At 60.3% G+C, this 17,194-nt stretch carries 16 protein-coding genes; 6 read left to right on the forward strand and 10 right to left on the reverse strand.

Going from position 1 to position 17,194, the window contains the following annotated elements:
- Positions 1-171 precede the first annotated feature (171 nt).
- From AC3EA7_RS15600 to AC3EA7_RS15635, 8 genes are all read right to left on the reverse strand, one after another.
- On the reverse strand, positions 172-960 hold the full coding sequence (locus tag AC3EA7_RS15600) for a type II secretion system protein (protein ID WP_488614992.1): 789 nt from the start codon (positions 958-960) through the stop codon (positions 172-174).
- A 60-nt stretch (positions 961-1,020) separates the two neighbouring features.
- The gene (locus tag AC3EA7_RS15605; protein ID WP_488614993.1) at positions 1,021-1,596 is read right to left on the reverse strand and encodes a Uma2 family endonuclease; all 576 of its coding nucleotides are present in this window, start codon (positions 1,594-1,596) and stop codon (positions 1,021-1,023) included.
- A gap of 12 nt (positions 1,597-1,608) precedes the next feature.
- On the reverse strand, positions 1,609-2,634 hold the full coding sequence (locus AC3EA7_RS15610; RefSeq protein WP_488614994.1) for a prepilin peptidase: 1,026 nt from the start codon (positions 2,632-2,634) through the stop codon (positions 1,609-1,611).
- A gap of 60 nt (positions 2,635-2,694) precedes the next feature.
- Positions 2,695-3,924, reverse strand: coding sequence for a type II secretion system F family protein (locus AC3EA7_RS15615; protein ID WP_488614995.1), 1,230 nt, complete (start codon positions 3,922-3,924; stop codon positions 2,695-2,697).
- A gap of 60 nt (positions 3,925-3,984) precedes the next feature.
- Positions 3,985-5,178 (reverse strand): type IV pilus twitching motility protein PilT, encoded by a 1,194-nt coding sequence (locus AC3EA7_RS15620; protein ID WP_488614996.1) that lies wholly within the window; start codon positions 5,176-5,178, stop codon positions 3,985-3,987.
- Positions 5,179-5,205: 27 nt separating this feature from the next.
- Positions 5,206-6,975 (reverse strand): GspE/PulE family protein, encoded by a 1,770-nt coding sequence (locus tag AC3EA7_RS15625; protein WP_488614997.1) that lies wholly within the window; start codon positions 6,973-6,975, stop codon positions 5,206-5,208.
- A 127-nt stretch (positions 6,976-7,102) separates the two neighbouring features.
- The gene (locus AC3EA7_RS15630; RefSeq protein WP_488614998.1) at positions 7,103-7,978 is read right to left on the reverse strand and encodes a shikimate dehydrogenase; all 876 of its coding nucleotides are present in this window, start codon (positions 7,976-7,978) and stop codon (positions 7,103-7,105) included.
- Positions 7,979-7,993: 15 nt separating this feature from the next.
- Positions 7,994-8,422, reverse strand: coding sequence for a YqeG family HAD IIIA-type phosphatase (locus tag AC3EA7_RS15635; RefSeq protein WP_488614999.1), 429 nt, complete (start codon positions 8,420-8,422; stop codon positions 7,994-7,996).
- Between the two features lie 161 nt (positions 8,423-8,583).
- Between AC3EA7_RS15635 and AC3EA7_RS15640 the strand changes: the two genes are divergently transcribed.
- From AC3EA7_RS15640 to AC3EA7_RS15650, 3 genes are all read left to right on the forward strand, one after another.
- Positions 8,584-9,876 carry a TadE/TadG family type IV pilus assembly protein gene (locus AC3EA7_RS15640; protein WP_488615000.1) on the forward strand — a complete coding sequence of 431 codons (1,293 nt, stop codon included), beginning with the start codon at positions 8,584-8,586 and terminating at the stop codon, positions 9,874-9,876.
- A 283-nt stretch (positions 9,877-10,159) separates the two neighbouring features.
- The gene (locus AC3EA7_RS15645; protein ID WP_488615001.1) at positions 10,160-10,558 is read left to right on the forward strand and encodes a TadE family protein; all 399 of its coding nucleotides are present in this window, start codon (positions 10,160-10,162) and stop codon (positions 10,556-10,558) included.
- Positions 10,555-11,733, forward strand: a complete 1,179-nt coding sequence (locus AC3EA7_RS15650) for a pilus assembly protein TadG-related protein (RefSeq protein WP_488615002.1) — start codon at positions 10,555-10,557, stop codon at positions 11,731-11,733. The genes AC3EA7_RS15645 and AC3EA7_RS15650 overlap by 4 nt, the downstream gene beginning before the upstream one ends.
- Positions 11,734-12,014: 281 nt before the next feature.
- On the opposite strand, the gene prfB is transcribed toward AC3EA7_RS15650, so the two are convergent.
- Positions 12,015-13,113, reverse strand: a protein-coding gene (gene prfB / locus AC3EA7_RS15655; RefSeq protein WP_488615033.1) for a peptide chain release factor 2 whose coding sequence is annotated in 2 segments (ribosomal slippage) — positions 12,015-13,061 and positions 13,063-13,113 — 1,098 coding nt in all. Because the reading frame shifts where the segments join, the coding sequence is not laid out codon by codon here.
- Positions 13,114-13,135: 22 nt separating this feature from the next.
- Positions 13,136-13,906 carry an SIR2 family NAD-dependent protein deacylase gene (locus tag AC3EA7_RS15660; protein WP_488615003.1) on the reverse strand — a complete coding sequence of 257 codons (771 nt, stop codon included), beginning with the start codon at positions 13,904-13,906 and terminating at the stop codon, positions 13,136-13,138.
- Between the two features lie 351 nt (positions 13,907-14,257).
- Between AC3EA7_RS15660 and AC3EA7_RS15665 the strand changes: the two genes are divergently transcribed.
- The 3 genes from AC3EA7_RS15665 to AC3EA7_RS15675 all read left to right on the forward strand — a co-directional run bounded on the left by AC3EA7_RS15665 (position 14,258) and on the right by AC3EA7_RS15675 (position 17,172).
- Positions 14,258-14,983, forward strand: a complete 726-nt coding sequence (locus AC3EA7_RS15665; RefSeq protein WP_488615004.1) for a protein DA1 — start codon at positions 14,258-14,260, stop codon at positions 14,981-14,983.
- A 122-nt stretch (positions 14,984-15,105) separates the two neighbouring features.
- Positions 15,106-16,296, forward strand: coding sequence for a hypothetical protein (locus AC3EA7_RS15670; protein WP_488615005.1), 1,191 nt, complete (start codon positions 15,106-15,108; stop codon positions 16,294-16,296).
- Positions 16,297-16,611: 315 nt separating this feature from the next.
- The gene (locus AC3EA7_RS15675; RefSeq protein ID WP_488615006.1) at positions 16,612-17,172 is read left to right on the forward strand and encodes an HD domain-containing protein; all 561 of its coding nucleotides are present in this window, start codon (positions 16,612-16,614) and stop codon (positions 17,170-17,172) included.
- Positions 17,173-17,194 lie beyond the last annotated feature (22 nt).

A 17,194-nucleotide genomic window follows, 5' to 3' on the forward strand; every position in this document is an offset into this window, starting at 1 on the left:
GCTCAGAATGACAATCGCTTGCCGTCACGCTGAGCGTCAGCGAAGCATCTCCGCCTCTCGTTACTCCCAGATTCTTCGCCTCGCTCAGAATGACGCCGACTACGGTCAGCATGATGATACAGTGACGCACTTCGTATCAAGGCAACTTCATCTGCCGAGCACAGGCACATCTTAGTCCAGGCACCAGAGTTTATTCTGCCCGGCGTTGCTGAAGTTCGGGTCGTTACCCGTCATCTTCTGCTTAATGATGCGCGAGTCTATCGCCTTCGCCGTGCCGTTCAACAGCAGCACGATGTCCTTGCTTCCTGCCGTCGGCAACCCTGATCTGTCGCAGCTGCGATGGTCGGTTACCCACGTGACGATGGTGTTCTCCGGCGGCTGGCCGTATTGCAGCTGGCACATGTCGTCCAGCGGGCCGGCGGTGTTGTTTGTCGGCACGTAGGGGCGATACAGGCTATAGTGCTGCTCGAACACCCCGCTGCCCGGGCAAGTTTGCCCCACGTCCATGCTGTCGAAGGCGTAATACGGGCGCGTGACCAGAAGACCGTTGATTTCGTTCACGCGCTGGCTGGGGTTGTTCGGGTCGGGTAGCATCACTTCCACCGCCCGCCAGCTCACCTTGTCAGTCACTGGATTGTTCGGACTGCGGAAGATATTGATGTCCCGAATGTACGCCTGATACAGGAAGCTTCCCCGAATTCGGTCTGCGGGCACCGGGTTGCTGTTGCTGTCAAACTCCACGTAGCCTAACAGCACCTCAGGATACACGCGGTTATCCTGTCTGTACATCTTCAGTGCCACCTGTATCTGGTGCAGGTTCGACATGGTGGTGGTGCGACGTGCCTGCTCGCGCACCGTCGCCGCTACCGGGAAGATGATGGCGGCAAGCACGGCGATAATCGCTATCACCGTGAGCATCTCCACCATCGTAAAGGCTCTGGCGTTGTTCCGGTCTCGCATAGTCGGTCACCTCGTTCCTTTCCTGTCGGTTTTGACGACGCCTCCGGGCGTATTGTTCCCTCACGCGAAGAGGCGGTTGGTGTCTATTTGACATTCCGGTAACAGTTCCGAACGCACAACATCACCTCGCCCGTACAATCCGATACGCTCGATGCCGGCTTCGCCGAGACGCAGTATCTCAACCGTTTCCGCTTCGGGGCTGACCAGCCAGAACTCCCGTACGCCGATGCGTCGGTAGTCCTCTATCTTCTCCTCGACGGACTGTCTCCTTTCACTTGGCGAGAGCACTTCCACCACCAAATCCGGCACGACCTCTCCAGAGGGAGCCTCCAGCACCGCCTGCAGGTTTTGCCAACCACCTTCGCGGAAGAGAACCACCATGATGTCCGGCTGGCGGGTCTTGAACGGCGAGCGAGAAACGATGACGTCAACGGGTGAGGGTAATAATTCTCCCTTGTCTTCGGGGATGAACCTTTCCAAAAGCAAGAGCAGACGACGCACCAGTCGCTGGTGCATTACGTTCGGTGCAGGTGACATTCTTATCTCTCCGTCTATGATTTCACAGGGTTGGTTGGTCTCCGGCATCTGCAACCATTCTTCATAGGTAATCTTTTGAGGTAACGCTTGCACCGTCATCACCGCTCCTCCTTACCCTCCCCCGGTCGCCCAGCGCCAGTAGGCGCCCCACAACGAGAGCACGTAGGGCTTGCTTATCAGCGCGATCAGAGTAGCAGCCACGATGTAGGGACCGAAGGGAATAGTCGTCAAGCCGGGCACAAACTCTTCTTCTTCCACAGGCACAGCAGAGGATTTGCCAGATGAGAGCGGGGAACGCATACCGTCATAAAGAAACACCAGCACGTCCAGCGCAACCAGTAGTGCCAGACTATAGAGGAGCATTTGCGCCAGAGGTTCAGGGGATACCGTTGGGGCGGAACCGCCTGCAGGCGGCGACGAGGCGGAAGGTTGCTGTTTCAACGTGAAGAGAACCAACGCCCCCCCCACAACAGCCCCCAGTGCCACCGCACTCGCAAAAGCCAGCAGCGCGAGGTTCAACGGCATCATTGTGCCGATAGCCCGCGCCAGTTTCACATCTCCAAATCCCATAGCGTCCTTTCGAAACATCACTCGCCCCATCACCGCGATGGTTGCAAAAATTGCAGTGCATACAATTGCGCCAACCAGCGCATAGGGCAGTTTCCACCCGCCAATCATAACCCATGCCTGCGGGTTGTCCTCGGCGATAAGCACGATGTTGCGGACAACGCCCAGCACCAGCATAAAAACGTTTAAGCCGTCCGGTATCAGAAAATGCTCCAGGTCGATGAAAAAGGCAGCTATCAGCGCCGCTGCGAACAGCACATAGAGCAGCGTATCCCAACTCCAGCCATAACGCCAGTAGATGCCCCAGAACAGCGAGCCGGTTGCCAGTTCTACCCAGAAATAACGCCATGAGATACGTGCGCCGCAGTATCGGCATTTTCCCCTCTGCCACAGGAAGCTCAGCAAGGGCACCAGGTCACGCGCGCGCAGTTCCGTCTTGCAGTTCGGGCAGTGGGAGCGTGGTTTGACAATGGATAAACGACGCGGGAGGCGGTAGATCAGCACGTTCAGGAAGCTACCTACCACCGCCCCATAGATAAACACCACCAGCCCGATGTACCACTCCGGCATAATGCGTCGGCTTACGTCCTCCCGTTCGCTGAAGGGGGGCGAGTGCTCGCCCCCAGGCATTTATCCTCCTCCGCCCTCTTGCTGTCCACCGGCGAGGTTCGCCACCGCCGTAATCAGCGGCAGCAGTAACGAGATAACGATGAAGCCCACCATGACACCCAGCAGCACGATGAGCACCGGCTCAATCACCGACGTGAGCGATTGCAGGGTGGACTCCACCTCGGACTCGTAGAAGTCCGCCACTTTGGACAGCATCTGGTCCAGCGCACCCGATTCCTCACCGATGGTAATCATGTGCACCACCATCGGCGGGAACATGCCGCTTTTCTCCAGAGGCGGTCCGATGCGGTCGCCTTCGCGGATACGGGCACGAGCTTCCATCACCGCTTCGGCGATAATCTCGTTGGCTACCGTTCCGGCGACCGTCTCCAGCGCCTGCAGGATGGGTACGCCGGAGCTGAGCAGGGTGCTGAGCGTGCGCGAGAACCGCGCCAGAGCGATTTTGTGGTTGAGCGCACCAAAAACGGGCAGCTTCAGCTTCAGGCGGTCGTAGAGCCTTCGTCCGATGCGCGTGCGCACGAACATGCGGAAGGCGATGACCACCAGCACCACGATGGCAATCATCACGTACCATCGGCTGGTGAGAAAGGTGCTGAAATCCATCAGCATCTGTGTCATCACCGGGAACTCCTTGATGCCCAGGTCTTTGAACACGTCAAAGAACTTGGGCAGGATGAAGGTCACCAGCCCGATGACGATTGCCAGCGCGACAATCAGCACGAAGGCGGGGTAGGTCAACGCAGCGCGCACCTTACGGCGCAGTGCAACGTCCGCCTCGAGGAACGCCGCCAGACGTTGCAGGCTCTCCTCCAGAACACCACCCACCTCGCCGGCGCGTATCAAGCCGATGAACAGGTTGGAGAACGCGTTGGGGTATTTGCTCATCGCCTTGGAGAGTGTCTGCCCCGCCTCCACCTCTGCCTGGATGTCCATGATGATGCGGCGCAGTTTGGCGCTCTGGGTTTGTTGCGCCAGCACGTCCAGACTGCGCACGATAGAAACGCCCGCATCCTGCATGGTGGAGAACTGGCGGCAGAAGATCGCCAGGTCGCCGAGCTTCACACGTCCCCAACCGCCACCGGGGCATTGCGCACGGACCTGGCGCACTTCTGTAACGGTAAAGCCCTGCTCCTGCAGTCGCTTGCGCAGGATTTCCGCGCTTTCCGCCTCCGAGGTGCCCGAGCGCACCGTGCCCACCGAGTCGCGGAAGGTGTACGCAAAAGTTGGCATCGTTTATCCCTCCTCCGTGGCAACGCAGGCTAAAGCCTGCGGCTACAATGCCGTCCGAACCTATCGTCCACGTGCAACCACTGTTCCCTCGGTCACGGTCGTGGGCGTAATCATCTTTTTCAGCTCTTCTGGGTTCATCGCCCGCGACAGCGCCTCTTCCAGCGTAATCCAGCCCTTCATGTACAGGTCGCGCAGGGACTGGTCCATGGTCTGCATTCCCACGTTCGCGCTGGTCTGTATGACCGAGGTAATCTGGTGCGCCTTGTTTTCGCGAATCAGGTTGCGAACCGCCGGGGTGGCAATCATCACCTCTACCGCCGGTACGCGCCCCGGCTGTCCCGCACGCGGAAGCAGCTGCTGACAGATAACCGCCTGAAGGCTGTTGGACAGCTGGATGCGGATTTGCTCTTGCTGCCCGGGCGGGAAGACATCCACGATACGGTCGATGGTGGTGGCTGCGCTGTTGGTGTGCAACGTCGCCAGCACCAGGTGTCCGGTTTCAGCTGCGGTGATTGCCAGCGCGATGGTCTCCGGGTCACGCATCTCGCCGACGAGAATCACGTCGGGGTCTTCGCGCAGAACCGCCCGCAGCGCATTGTGGAACGATTTGGTATCCTGTCCCAGCTCACGCTGGTTGATGATGCTGAAGCGGTGCGAGTGCAGGTATTCGATCGGGTATTCGATAGTGACGATGTGCACTCTCCGCTCCATATTAACCTGGTTAATCATCGCCGCCTGCGTGGTGGATTTTCCCGAACCGGTTGGTCCGGTGACGATAATCAGCCCACGAGGCAGGCGGGTCAGCTCTTCCAGCACGGGTGGCAGGTTGAGCTCGCGGATGGTGGGGATACGGGTCGGGATCAGACGGAACGCTGCCGCCACCGCGCCCCGGTCGCGATATACGTTCACGCGGAAGCGAGCCATCTTGCCCAGCGAGTACGAGAAGTCCAGCTCGAGGGTGCTCTCGAATCGCTGGATTTGCTCGTCGGTCAGGATATCGTACATCAGCCGCTGGGTGTCCTGCGGCGTGCCTCTTTCATAATTGGTGGGTATCAACCTGCCGTCCACGCGGATGACAGGCGGGACGCCTGCGCACAGATGCAGGTCGGACGCTCCCTTTTCGACGACAATGCGCAACAGGTCGTCGATGTGCGCGTCTTCCAAGCTGCGCGGGCGCACCGCCGTTGCCGCGGAGGATGCGTTTGGCTGCGCCCCGATTGTGGGTTCTATATCGAACTGCGTTGTCTGCTCCACAAAAAGTTCTGCCTCCCTTTGTGTTAGTTAGTGCCCTGCGGTGAAGACCACGCGCATCACTTCGTCCGGTGTGGTAACGCCTTCCAGTACCTTCAGCAAGCCGTCTTCGCGCAGCTCGTGCATCCCGTTCGCCTTCGAGGCGTCGCGGATGTCTGCCAGCGGCGCGCGCCGGACGATCAGCTCGGCGATTTCGTCGTTCACGCGCATGAACTCAAAGATGCCGATACGTCCGCGGAAGCCGGTATACCGACACGCCTCGCATCCTCGTCCGCGCCACAGGGTAACCATCTGGTCGGGATGCTCGGGGCGGAAGCCGAACCGGCGCAGGTCGGCGGCAGGCACCTCATAGGGCTCCTTGCAGTGCGGGCAGAGGCGACGTGCCAGACGCTGTGCGAGAACGCCGATAACGGTTGCGGAAATCAAGTAAGGTTCCACGCCCATATCCACCATACGGATAACCGCGGAGGGTGCGTCGTTGGTGTGCAGGGTTGTCAACACGAGGTGTCCGGTCAGCGAGGCTTCAATCGCGATTTCGGCGGTCTCCAGGTCGCGCATTTCACCGACCATGATGATATCCGGGTCCTGGCGCAGGAAGGAGCGTAGAGCGTTGGCGAACGCCAACCCCGCTTTACGGTTGACCTGCACCTGGCTGATGCCCGGCAGCTGGTACTCCACCGGGTCCTCGATGGTGATGATGTTCTTCTCGATGGAGTTGAGCTTATGGAGCACGGAGTACTGGGTGGTGGTCTTTCCGGAACCTGTCGGCCCAGTGGAGAGCACCATACCGTTCGGTTGCACGACCAGTTCCTCGAGCTGCGCCTGCACTTCCGCCGTGAACCCCAGCCTCTCCAGCCCGATGAGGATGCTGGTCTTGTCCAGGATACGCATAACGATTTTCTCGCCCATGCCGGAGCTGAGGTGCACGGGGATACACGAGACGCGCAGGTCGTAATCCTTGCCCTCTACGCGAATGGGGATACGACCGTCTTGTGGGAGGCGTCGCTCCGCGATGTTCATCTCCGCCATAATCTTGTAACGGGAAATCAGCGGAGCCTGGATGTACTTGGGCAGGGTCATTATTTCGTGCAGCACGCCGTCAATGCGGTAGCGGATGCGCACACCGCGCTCCTGGGGCTCTACATGGATATCGGATGCACGCTCTTTGACCGCCTGCTGGATGATGGTGTTGGCGATGCGCACAATAGGCGCTTCTTCTGCCACGCGGGCGGCGCTTTCCACATCCTCTTCATCTATATCCATACCCACCCCGACCTGGGCGATGTCCGCTTTGATCTGCGCTATCATCCCCCCGCCAACAGGCGCGGCTGCCGTCTGGGCTTCCGCTTCTGGCGCTTTGCCCACCACCGACTGGTAGGCGCGGTTAATGGCGTCGTCGATAGCATCCGCCGCCGCCAGCGCGGGGCGAATGGTGCAGCGAGAGACCAGTCGCAGGTCGTCGAACGCCAGCACGTTGTTTATGTCCGACATGGCAACGGTCAATACGTTGCCATCCTTGAGGATAGGTACCACCTTATGCTGGCGGGCAATGCGCTCAGGCACGACGTTCACCGCACTGGGGTCAATGGTGTAGGTATTGAGATCGACAAAAGGTACCCCCAGTTCCTGCGCGCGTGCTTCCGCCGCCTGAGCAGGCGTCGCCCACTGGTTATCCACCAGTATTCTGCCCAGGTCACCGCCCGAGCTGCGCTGGATTTTCTGCGCCTGCTCCAGCTGCTCGCGCGTGACGTATCCCCGCTCGACCAGGTACTCGCCGAGGCTCTTTCTTACGGTTGCCATCACTCTCTCACCCCGTTTGTTCAGTCCTTCCCCCCTCAGGGGCAGGTGCACCCTGTTGGAGACCAGACAATGATTCCACACTTCTCAGACAAGCGATTATAGCACGTCGTTACAAGATGCGCAACCTCTACACAACCTGTCCCGCAAACTCCATGCCCAACGCTTTTCGCACCACCTGCTCCATCACATCTACCGGTGGATACTGTCCGGTCCACAGTCGGAACGATTCTGCCCCCTGATACACGAGCATTTTTACGCCGTTCATCGTGGCACATCCTCTCTTTTGCGCCTCGCGCAGTAGCCGACTCACCGGCGGGTTGTAAATCAGGTCATACACCAGCATATCCGGGTGTAGCCCTTCTAGCGGGATGGGGGGCATCTCTTCGACGTGAGGATACAGCCCAAGCGGGGTCGTGTTCACCAGCACCTGAGAGTGCTGCATCACCTGTACCACCGCCGGATCGGTGTACTGCAGGGCGTGTGCCACCGCTCCCAGCTCCCACAGCATCTGCGCTGCCCTGTCGCGGTGACGGCTGACCACTGTGACCTTTGCGCCCACCTGTATCAGTGCGTTCGCTACCGCTCGCGCCGAGCCTCCTGTACCCAGCACCACGGCCTCCAAATCCTCACTGAGCGGTACCCGTTCTGATTCCAGCGAGCGCAGATAGCCGATACCGTCGGTGCTGGTGCCGTATAACACGCCGTCTTCTAGCAGGCATACGGTATTCACCGCGCCTATCTGCTTGGCTATCTCGCTCAGCTCGTCCATCAATGGCGGAATCAGCTCCTTCAGGGGCACGGTAATATTCGCCCCCCGGAAGCTCATGGCGCGTAATCCTGCTACCGCTTCCTGAACGCTCTCGGGTGGGGTAAGCAGAGGAACGTAAATCCAGTCCATATTCAACGCGGCGAACGCCGCGTTGTGCATCGCCGGTGAGAGGCTGTGCTCTACCGGATAGCCCATCACGCCCACCACCTGTGTCCGCCCGGTAATCACTCTCACGAACCGACTCCCCCTTTATTCCTTCGACGTTAAAATGGTTCGGTGGGTTCCCGTGCTCTGCTTCAGTACACCTGCCCGCCGATACGCCCACAGTAATATTCGCTCTACGAGGCGACTTACCTTCGTGCCGATAAACTCACGCCGGGCCATCGGCAACACCAGTATCGTGCGCATCCCCATCCGGTTGCCGCCCCATACATCGGTGAGAATCTGGTCGCCTATAATCACCGCCTGCTGTGGAGTGGCCTCCAGTTGCTCCAGTGCCTGGCGCAGCCCGTAACGGCGCGGCTTGAAAGCTTTCGGCACATAAGCGATGCCCAGCTCCTTTGCCAGAATCTCCAGCCTTCTCCGACGACGGGTATTGGAGACCAGGCACAGGCGCAAGCCAGCATCCTTCATCGCCTCCACCCACCGCCGCACCGCACCACAAAAGAAGACAAGCACCGCTCTGCCGAAGGCAAAAGAGCCGTCACGCGGCTCGTCCGTGAGGCGACCGCGTAACTCCTGTCACTTGATGCCATTTACGACAGACAGTGGTGCGTGACCGAGAGCTGCACACGAGCGGTATCCGCAGGGAAGGACGAAATACCATCAACGAGGACGATATGCCAGCAACCGAGACAACCCGCCGGCGGCGCGCGCAGAGCGTGGTGGAGTTTTCGATCATTCTGCCGCTGCTGCTGCTGCTCATTCTGGGCGTGATCGAACTCGGCTACATGCTGTTCGTCTACGTTCAGTTGCAGAACGCCGCGCGTGAAGGCGCTCGCAGCGCTGCGGTTCGTCCCTGTCCAACCCAGCAAGACATTGATCGCATCATTGCCGACACACGTGGGCGCATTGTGGCGTTTGTCGACACTGATGCCATCACGCCCAGCATCACCTGGAGCGCCGACGAAAACGGCAACCTGCGCTGGCGTTACACCGACCCGGTGACCGTGTCGCTCAACTACACGCTGGAGCCGCTCGACCCGATTGTTGGGGCATTCATTCCGCAGATCGAGATCGATGCCGTTGCGTCACGATCGATCACCACCGACTGCGACATCGCTTCCGTGGTGCGTGCGACCCCGACGCCCACAAACACGCCAACGGAGACGCCAACACCATCGATCACGCCCACGCCCAGCGAGACGCCGACACCATCGATCACACCCACCGCGTCGAACACGCCAACAAACACAAGCACACCGACGGCGTCGAACACGCCAACGCGCACCCATACGCCGACGAATACGAATACACCGACGCGCACCCATACGCCGACAAGCACGCCAACGAGCACGAACACGCGCACGCCAACGAATACGCGCACGCCGACGTCAACAGCCTGTCCGCTGACGCTCTGTACGGCAACGCCGACATGGACGCCGACGAACACGCGCACGCCGACCAATACGCGCACACCGACGTTGACGCCGTCGAACACGCCGACGCGCACCAATATGCCGACGCCGTCGAACACGCTGACGCCATCCAACACGCCGACGCGCACCAATACACCCACGCCGTCGCATACGCCGACGCGCACCAATACGCCAACCAGGACGCCAACACCACAGCCGCTCACGTATACGGTGGTGGGATCCAAGCGAATCGATACGGACGCGCCCGTCGGTGAACTGGCTGACCTGCGCATTCGGATCATCGTGCGCAATCATCTGGATCAGCCAGTGCCAGGGGTGAGTTTCAACATCGTCGTATCGGGCGCATCGCTAGTCACATCGTGGACCAGCGTCAGCGACAGCAATGGCCAGATCGTTATTTGTATTCCGCAAACCTACCGCGCACGCGACAACCTGGACGTGACGACCGACGTCACCAGTCCTGAATATCCCGATCCGGGCCTTGACGGTCGAAGAGTCACGGTTCAGAACGGACCGGTGACGTGCAATCCATGAAATGAGGTAAGAGGCGAGAGGCGAGAGGGGTTGCAGGTTGAAGGTGCGAATGTTGCAGGTTGAAGGTGCGAAGGTAGAGACGTTGACGAGCGGAATGTAGGGGCGCCCCCCTGTGGGCGCCCACGAGCGCCGCCAGGGTAGGAGCGCCCCCTTGTGGGCGCCCATGAGCGCCGCCAGGGTAGGGGCGCCCCCTTGTGGGCGCCCACGCACGCCGCCAGGGTAGGAGCGCCCCCCTGTGGGCGCCCATGAGAAAAGACGACCGACAGGGAGAAACACAATCACCATGAAACGCACATCCGGGCAATCAATCATCGAGTTTGCAGTGATTGCACCTCTCCTGATCATCATGCTGCTCGGCACGGTCGATTTTGCGCTGGCGTTCAGCAACCAGATGGCGCTCCGCAGCGCCGTTGCCGAAGGGGGGTATTTCATTGCCCAGCATCCTAGCAGAGAAGCCATCGCAGAGCAGCGCGTCCGCGAGCGCCTTGAGGAGTTGCCCGGCGCCGCCGAACCGGGACGCCTGATAATAACGTTTACAACATCATCATGCATTTCGGGACGCCAGGATACCAAGGTGGAAGCGACCTACCGTCACGAGTTCTGGTTCTCATCAGTGCTGCCTGCTGCACAGGTAACCCTGCGCAGCGGAACGACCGTACCGCAGTTTGGGAGTTGCTCGTGAGACGATTACGATGGACAGACCGCCAGCCAGGGCAGGCGATCCCGGTGCTGGCGCTCACCCTGCTCTTGCTACTCGCCTTTGCGGGTCTGGCGATCGATGGCGCCCTGGCGTTCGCCTGGCGACGCAACGTCATGAACAGCGCCGATGGCGCTGCGCTTATCGCCACCCGCGCCCTGATCGTCGATCGCGGGAGTGTGAGTGGCCTTGCCCTTGCCAATGCGGTACGCACCTACCTGCAGGCGGAGCTGGGTGTGAGCGATCCAGATTTTGAACTGACCTACATCAACGGCGCCGGTCAATCGATGGGAGTGGTCGGCAGCGGTCCGGCGCCGGCGAACGCGCGCGGCATCACCGTTGTCGTGCGGCACACGTTCGACACCTATCTGATGGGGATTCTCGGGCAGCCAACCCTGACCGTGCGCGCCGTATCATCGGCGCGCTTCGGCAACGGTGGCATGCTGATCGGCGATCAACTCGCACCGATGGGGTTGCTACCGAGAGCGGCGCGGTTCTTCCGCGACAACCCATCCGGCGCCCTGGTCGATCTGAGCGGTCAGATCGAGGAACGGAACAACCAGATCATCACCAATTTCGACAACGGGTTGTCCCCATACCTGACGCGGTACCAGGATCATCCGAACTGGGTTGATCCTGACACCTTCGTAAAACGCTGGCAGGTGCGCGCGGTGGCGCTACGCATGGGTTCGAGCGCGTCGCCATCTCCTGGACCAGGCGCGAGCTGCCCTTCGACGCCAGCGGATACGCTGAAATCGTGGTGGTGTTTTGGAGCGCACCGGCAGGTGAACACTCGCATTGCCGGTGATGGCGACCAGATGGCGGTGGCAATGGACCTGATTGGCGTCGCGCCACCCGACAGTTCCTTGAATGCAGCGATGTTGAGCGGGGGCTTTCTCGACTCGCGCCTCAATCAGATCATCATCGTGCCGGTGCTGATGGAAGCGTCTGACTCGGATCAGTGGTCAGGAGCGAATCCTGTGTACACGATCGAATACTATATGGCGCTCCGCCTGCGCAGCATCGACTATGCCAATGGCACAATCACGGTCGATTATCTCCCGCGCTACCTGACAAACGGCGGGTTGATGGGCAGTAACAACAACCTCGAGCAAGGCGATCCCTGCGAGGTGTGCGTGGTTAATCTGGTGCGGGAATAGCTGCGGGCTAATGAAGATCAACTACTAAGATCGGCATACCCTGGCTGGCGGTTGAAACCGCGCCTTGGGGCGCGCCCAGGCGGGTGTCCGGCCGGAGGCCCGCAGGCGCGAATTCATTCGCCAGCTTAATGTTCATAAATCGCCCCTGAAGAACCTGCGGCCGACCGTCTGCCTGCGCAGATGGGAGTTGTGCGCCATCCGCCACGCGCGGACATGAATGCCCGCGCTGAACGCCCAAAGCCCTGCTGTCGCAGGGCTGGCAGATTATCCACTCATATAAATTACGCCTCTCGCCCGATATTCGACCTCAAATACGCCTCAATGAACGGATCGATGTCGCCGGCGAGCACTGCCTGCACATCGCTGGTTTCATAATCAGTGCGATGGTCTTTCACCAGCGTGTAAGGGTGCAGGTAGTAGGTGCGCATCTGGCTGCCGAAGTCCGCCTGGCGGTACTCGCCGCGCAGACGGGCGCGTTCTTCGCGTTTGCGCTGGAGTTCGCGTTCGAGCAGGCGCCCGCGCAACACGCGCATGGCGGTTTCGCGGTTTTGCAACTGCGAACGCTCGTTCTGACAGGTCACCACGATCTGCTCCGGCGTGCCCGGCTTGTAGGTGATGCGCACTGCCGAGTCGGTCGTATTCACCCCCTGCCCGCCATGTCCAGACGCGCGGAAGACATCGACGCGAATATCCTCCGGTCGAATGACGACCTCGGGCGCATCGTCCACTTCGGGTAGCACCTCGACCATTGCAAAGGATGTCTGGCGTATGTTGCCGGCATTGAACGGCGAGAGGCGGATCAGGCGGTGGACGCCGGCTTCGGCTTTGGCATTGCCATAGGCGTAGGGTCCGCGCAGTTCGATGGTAGCGCTCTTGATCCCGGCTTCTTCGCCATCGCTCTGATCGATCAGCGCGACCTGGAAGCCGCGCCGTTCACCCCAGCGCATATACATGCGCAGCAGCATCTCCGCCCAATCCTGGGCATCCGTTCCGCCCATCCCGGCTTTGATCGACAGGAAGGCGTCGCGGTCATCGTAAGGACCGCCGAGCAGCACCTCGATCTCCAGCGCCTCGATCTCCCTGCTGGTACGCTCAAGTTCGGCGGCGATGTCCGCCTGGAGCGAGTCGTCCTCCTCGGCGGCGGCAAGTTCGATCAGATCGGCAAGCGCCGTCAACTGGCGGTCGAGCGCCTCAATCCGCTCGACTTCTTCCTTCAGGCGCGTCAGGCGTTGCATGATCCCCTGCGCCTCGCGGGGATCATGCCACAGATTCGGGTTGGCGGCGCGTTCTTCGAGCACCGCGATCTCCTGATATTTCGCCGGTAAGTCAAAGACGCCCGCGAACGCTCTCGAAGCGCGTCCGCAGGACCTCCAGGTCCATGGTTGTCACAACCAACTCCTTGCTATCGTGTTCGTTCGAGGAGGGGCACGCCGGTTGCCTGCTCGACAAGCTGCGGCAACACCAACGCAACATCAGCGCGGATAACCGCCTCGGCGCACCCGTCCATATGGGTCGGGCCGGTATTGATGATAATCAATTTCGCACCGTGGCGCAAGCCAATGGCGGGCAACTCGCTGACGGGGAAGACTTCCAGCGAAGTTCCGGCGACAATAATGACATCGGCGTGCTCGACTGCGCGCCGCGCCAGCCAGTACAACCCGCGCGGCAACATCTCGTCGAACAGTACCACATCCGGTTTGAGCGGGTGACCGCAACTGCACCGCGGCGCCTCACCACGACGGATTTTGGGCAGCAATACGTGGGTGGGGATCTGACGCTCGCACTCCGGACAGGTAGCGGTGCGCAGGTGCCCATGCAGTTCGTAGACTTCGCACGATCCGGCGCGCTGATGCAATCCATCGAAGTTCTGGGTAATAATCGCGTTGAGCACCTTCTGCTGCTCGAGCGCTGCGAGCGCATAGTGCGCCGCATTCGGCGCCGCCGACAATACTCTGTCGAGCAGGGGACGGAACCAGTCGTAGAATGCGCGCGGATTGCGCAAAAATTGTTGCAACGATGCGACTTCGGCGGGATCAACCTGCTGCCACGCCCCTTTGGGACCACGGAAGTCCGGGATGCCGGATGGCGTACTGATGCCTGCGCCGGTGAGCGCAACAACGCTGCGCGCGCCCCGGAGCAGGTCGGCAGCGTGCTTGATCTCTGCCCAATCCATACCTGTTTACACCACAGATAGTTCAACATCGAACATTCGATGTTGGACACGCCAGCCATCCCCGGCGATATGGGTCGGTCTGATGACAATGTTGCGCCAATGTTGCCCGACGCAGCGGCGTGGAGATGTGCAATCGTTTCATGTATATGATACCACATGTTCGCAACATCCGAAAGAGCGTATAATGATGTTCAGATGCGTCGCTGTTTTGAGTGCGATGAACGCAAAGACACACAGGCGCAAAGTGCGGGAGGAAGCAGGATTGATGACGCGAGATGATCGCCGTACCGCACCGCCTTTGTGCCCCTGTGCCTTTGTGTGAGTCACTCAGGGACTGGTTTCAGGTGTTCCATGTCCGGTCGCGCTCCCGATATTCCCGACACGCTCCGTTGTGCAGCGTGCGGTGCACCGCTGATTGACGGGTATTACTTCATCCATGGGCGGCGCGAACGCTACTGCGCGCGCTGCATCCGCGAACGCGATCGTTGCGATGTCTGCTCGGCGCCGCTCGGCAACCGCTACTGGACGCTGCACGACGGCCGGCGTCTGTGCGAAGCATGCCATGCAACGGCCATTTACGATCCACATGTTGCGCGGACGTTGTTCGATGAAACCGTCGCCGCAATTATTGCCCAACTCGGCATGGCGTTGCGGGTCGGGGTCGAGTTTCGGCTGGTGGATGCGCCGACGCTGGCAGCAGTGCGGTCACAGGACAAACCACCGCTGTCGGGGGAGGCGCCGGCGCTGGGATTGTATCAGCGCCACGGCCGGTTGCGTGTCATTTACATGCTCTACGGGCTGCCGAAATTGCTTTTCCGCACGGTCGTTGCGCACGAATACGCCCATGCCTGGCAGGGTGAGAACTGTCCGCTCCTCGACGACCACGACCTGATCGAGGGGTTCGCCGAATGGGTGGCGTACCGTCACCTCAGTTACCTCGGCTGCCACAAAGCCGCTGCCGCAATGCGCGAATCGAACCACCCCTATCGCCCGCTCCTCGAACGCATGCTGACGCTCGAAGCACAGATCGGTCCCGCCGGCGTGCTGGAATATATGCGGCGCGCCGGAATTCGATGATCGGGATTGCCTAAAACCGCCACTTCTTCCGTTCATTTATTTGGGTGTCTCATTATGGGGAAGCACCCGGTATCGCGCGATATCTGATTCGTCATATCACAACAACTGACAAGGAGGAATCATTGAAATCCCAAGCGTTTCTCGTCATAACACTGCTGATTGGCGCGCTCGCCATCGGCGGATGCGGCAATCTGCCTTTCCTTTCGCAGGGAAATGCGCAACCAACCGCTTCTCCAGCGGCTGCTTCCGGCAATGCTTCAACGCCTGCCGCGCAACCAACCCGCGCCGCTGAACAACCAACACAGGCGCCGGCGAATCCCCCGGCACAGACAGTACCCGTCGCCCCCCCGCCAACCGGCGGCACTCCTGCGGCGCCCGCCACAGGCGGCGGCGAAACGATCCCGCTGCCGCAAAGCCAGGCGAACCTGTCCCAACTCGAGAGCTACCGGATGACCGTTGTGTCGAAGATGAATGGCAAAACGACAGATGGTAAGACTGTCGAGTCGCAGACAACCTACACGCAAGCGGTGCATCGACCAAGCAATACCGGCTATACCCTGATCGTTGAGAACAGACAGGGTGCGCCATCGACACAATCGGAACTCTACAGCGTCGGTGATACGCTGTATATCTATCAGCGTCAGGATGGGAAAGAACTCTGTCAACCAGGTATGATGGCTGGCATGGGCGACATGCTGCGCGGCATTGCCGACTCAATGACCGCCCCGGTTCAGACCGGATCGGCGCAACTCGTCAATCGTGGCGAAACGGTCAACGGCATACTGACGGATCGTTACACGCTCGATCAGGAGACGATCAATCAGTTCGGCGCCACAGTGGAAAAGGCCGATCTCTGGGTGGCCCGCGATGGCGGCTATCTGGTCAAGTACGACCTGACGATCAAAGTAACGTCCAACACCGCCGGTTGGTCTGAGATGCTTGTCGGTGGCGTGCAGGTTTCGGAAGGCACGATTGTCTACAACTGGTCGCTCGAAGACATCAACAAAACGACGATCACCCTCCCGGCTGCTTGCAGCGGGCAAACGGTCGGCGTCGATCTGCCGTTGCCGTCAGGCACACAGGTCGATATGGCAATGCCCAACACCACGATGGGCAAGGTGAACGCCAGCATCGACTCGGTCCTGACCTTCTTCAAGACTGAGTATCCCAAACTTGGATACCAGTTGACATATGAGTATGGTGATGCTCAGAACGGCTACATCCTCGAGTTCAAGAAAGATGCGGACGAGGTGATGGTTCAGTTCTCGACTGCGTCGGACGGATCGGTGCAGATCACGATCACACGCAGCTAACCAGAGGCGCGTGATGGCGGCTTGATAATTGTTCGGAAAGCCCCGCGACAGCGGGGCTTTGTTCGTTTAGCGCGGGCGTTCGCGTCCGCGCGTATGGCCGCCGGCGCTGTTATCTTACGCGATGGCGCGTTTTCTGGCTTCGCCAGAGCCTGTGGCAGCATGGCGCTCCTGATCAACGTGGTTAAGTACTGCTCTGCCGAAGGCAAAAAGCGCCGTCACACGGCTCGCCTGTGAGTCGACCGCGCAAGTCCTGTTGTCTGGAAGGCGGGCTGCCAGAAGCCGCTATAATAGACGCACGTGTATCGAAGGCGCCCGATGGACGATCAAACCGCTGCGACATACGCCCGATTGGCTGAGCGCATTGTATCGCTCAAGATGCTGCCGCGCACTGGCTGGCTGCAGCGTGGCATACCCGCTGCCGAAAGCGTGGCGGAGCATAGTTTTGGGATTGCTGCGCTGGCGCTCGTATTGACGGCGGCAGACGCCTCATTCAACCGCGAACGAGTGCTGGCGATGGCAGTGGTTCACGATCTCGCCGAGGCGTTGCTGGGCGATCTGCCGCTCTCGGCGCGCCGCCTGATCGGCGAATCCGCCAAGCGCGACGCAGAGCGCCGTGCCATGGCGGAACTCTGCGCTGCCCTCCCCGGCGGTGACCACCTGATTCTGCTGTGGGAAGAGTACGCCGCCGGCGCAACGCGCGAGGCGCGGTTTGTCAAAGCGCTCGACCGCGTCGAGACGCTGGTGCAGGCGTTGGCGTATGAGCGGGCTGGCAACCGCTCATTGGACGAGTTCTGGATGAATGCGAGCGAGGGACTGACAGAGTTTCCCCATCTGGCGGCGTTCGTGGCCTGGCTCGCAGCGCAACGCCCGATATGAGTTGAGGAACGTTCGATGTCGA

The organism is Roseiflexus sp. (assembly GCF_057785375.1).

Coding starts and splice junctions, on each gene's coding strand:
- AC3EA7_RS15600 (WP_488614992.1), bottom strand. CDS start 960: ATGCGAGACCGGAACAACGCCAGAGCCTTTACGATGGTGGAGATGCTC.
- AC3EA7_RS15605 (WP_488614993.1), bottom strand. CDS start 1,596: ATGACGGTGCAAGCGTTACCTCAAAAGATTACCTATGAAGAATGGTTG.
- AC3EA7_RS15610 (WP_488614994.1), bottom strand. CDS start 2,634: ATGCCGGAGTGGTACATCGGGCTGGTGGTGTTTATCTATGGGGCGGTG.
- AC3EA7_RS15615 (WP_488614995.1), bottom strand. CDS start 3,924: ATGCCAACTTTTGCGTACACCTTCCGCGACTCGGTGGGCACGGTGCGC.
- AC3EA7_RS15625 (WP_488614997.1), bottom strand. CDS start 6,975: ATGGCAACCGTAAGAAAGAGCCTCGGCGAGTACCTGGTCGAGCGGGGA.
- AC3EA7_RS15640 (WP_488615000.1), top strand. CDS start 8,584: ATGCCAGCAACCGAGACAACCCGCCGGCGGCGCGCGCAGAGCGTGGTG.
- AC3EA7_RS15645 (WP_488615001.1), top strand. CDS start 10,160: ATGAAACGCACATCCGGGCAATCAATCATCGAGTTTGCAGTGATTGCA.
- AC3EA7_RS15660 (WP_488615003.1), bottom strand. CDS start 13,906: ATGGATTGGGCAGAGATCAAGCACGCTGCCGACCTGCTCCGGGGCGCG.
- AC3EA7_RS15665 (WP_488615004.1), top strand. CDS start 14,258: ATGTCCGGTCGCGCTCCCGATATTCCCGACACGCTCCGTTGTGCAGCG.
- AC3EA7_RS15675 (WP_488615006.1), top strand. CDS start 16,612: ATGGACGATCAAACCGCTGCGACATACGCCCGATTGGCTGAGCGCATT.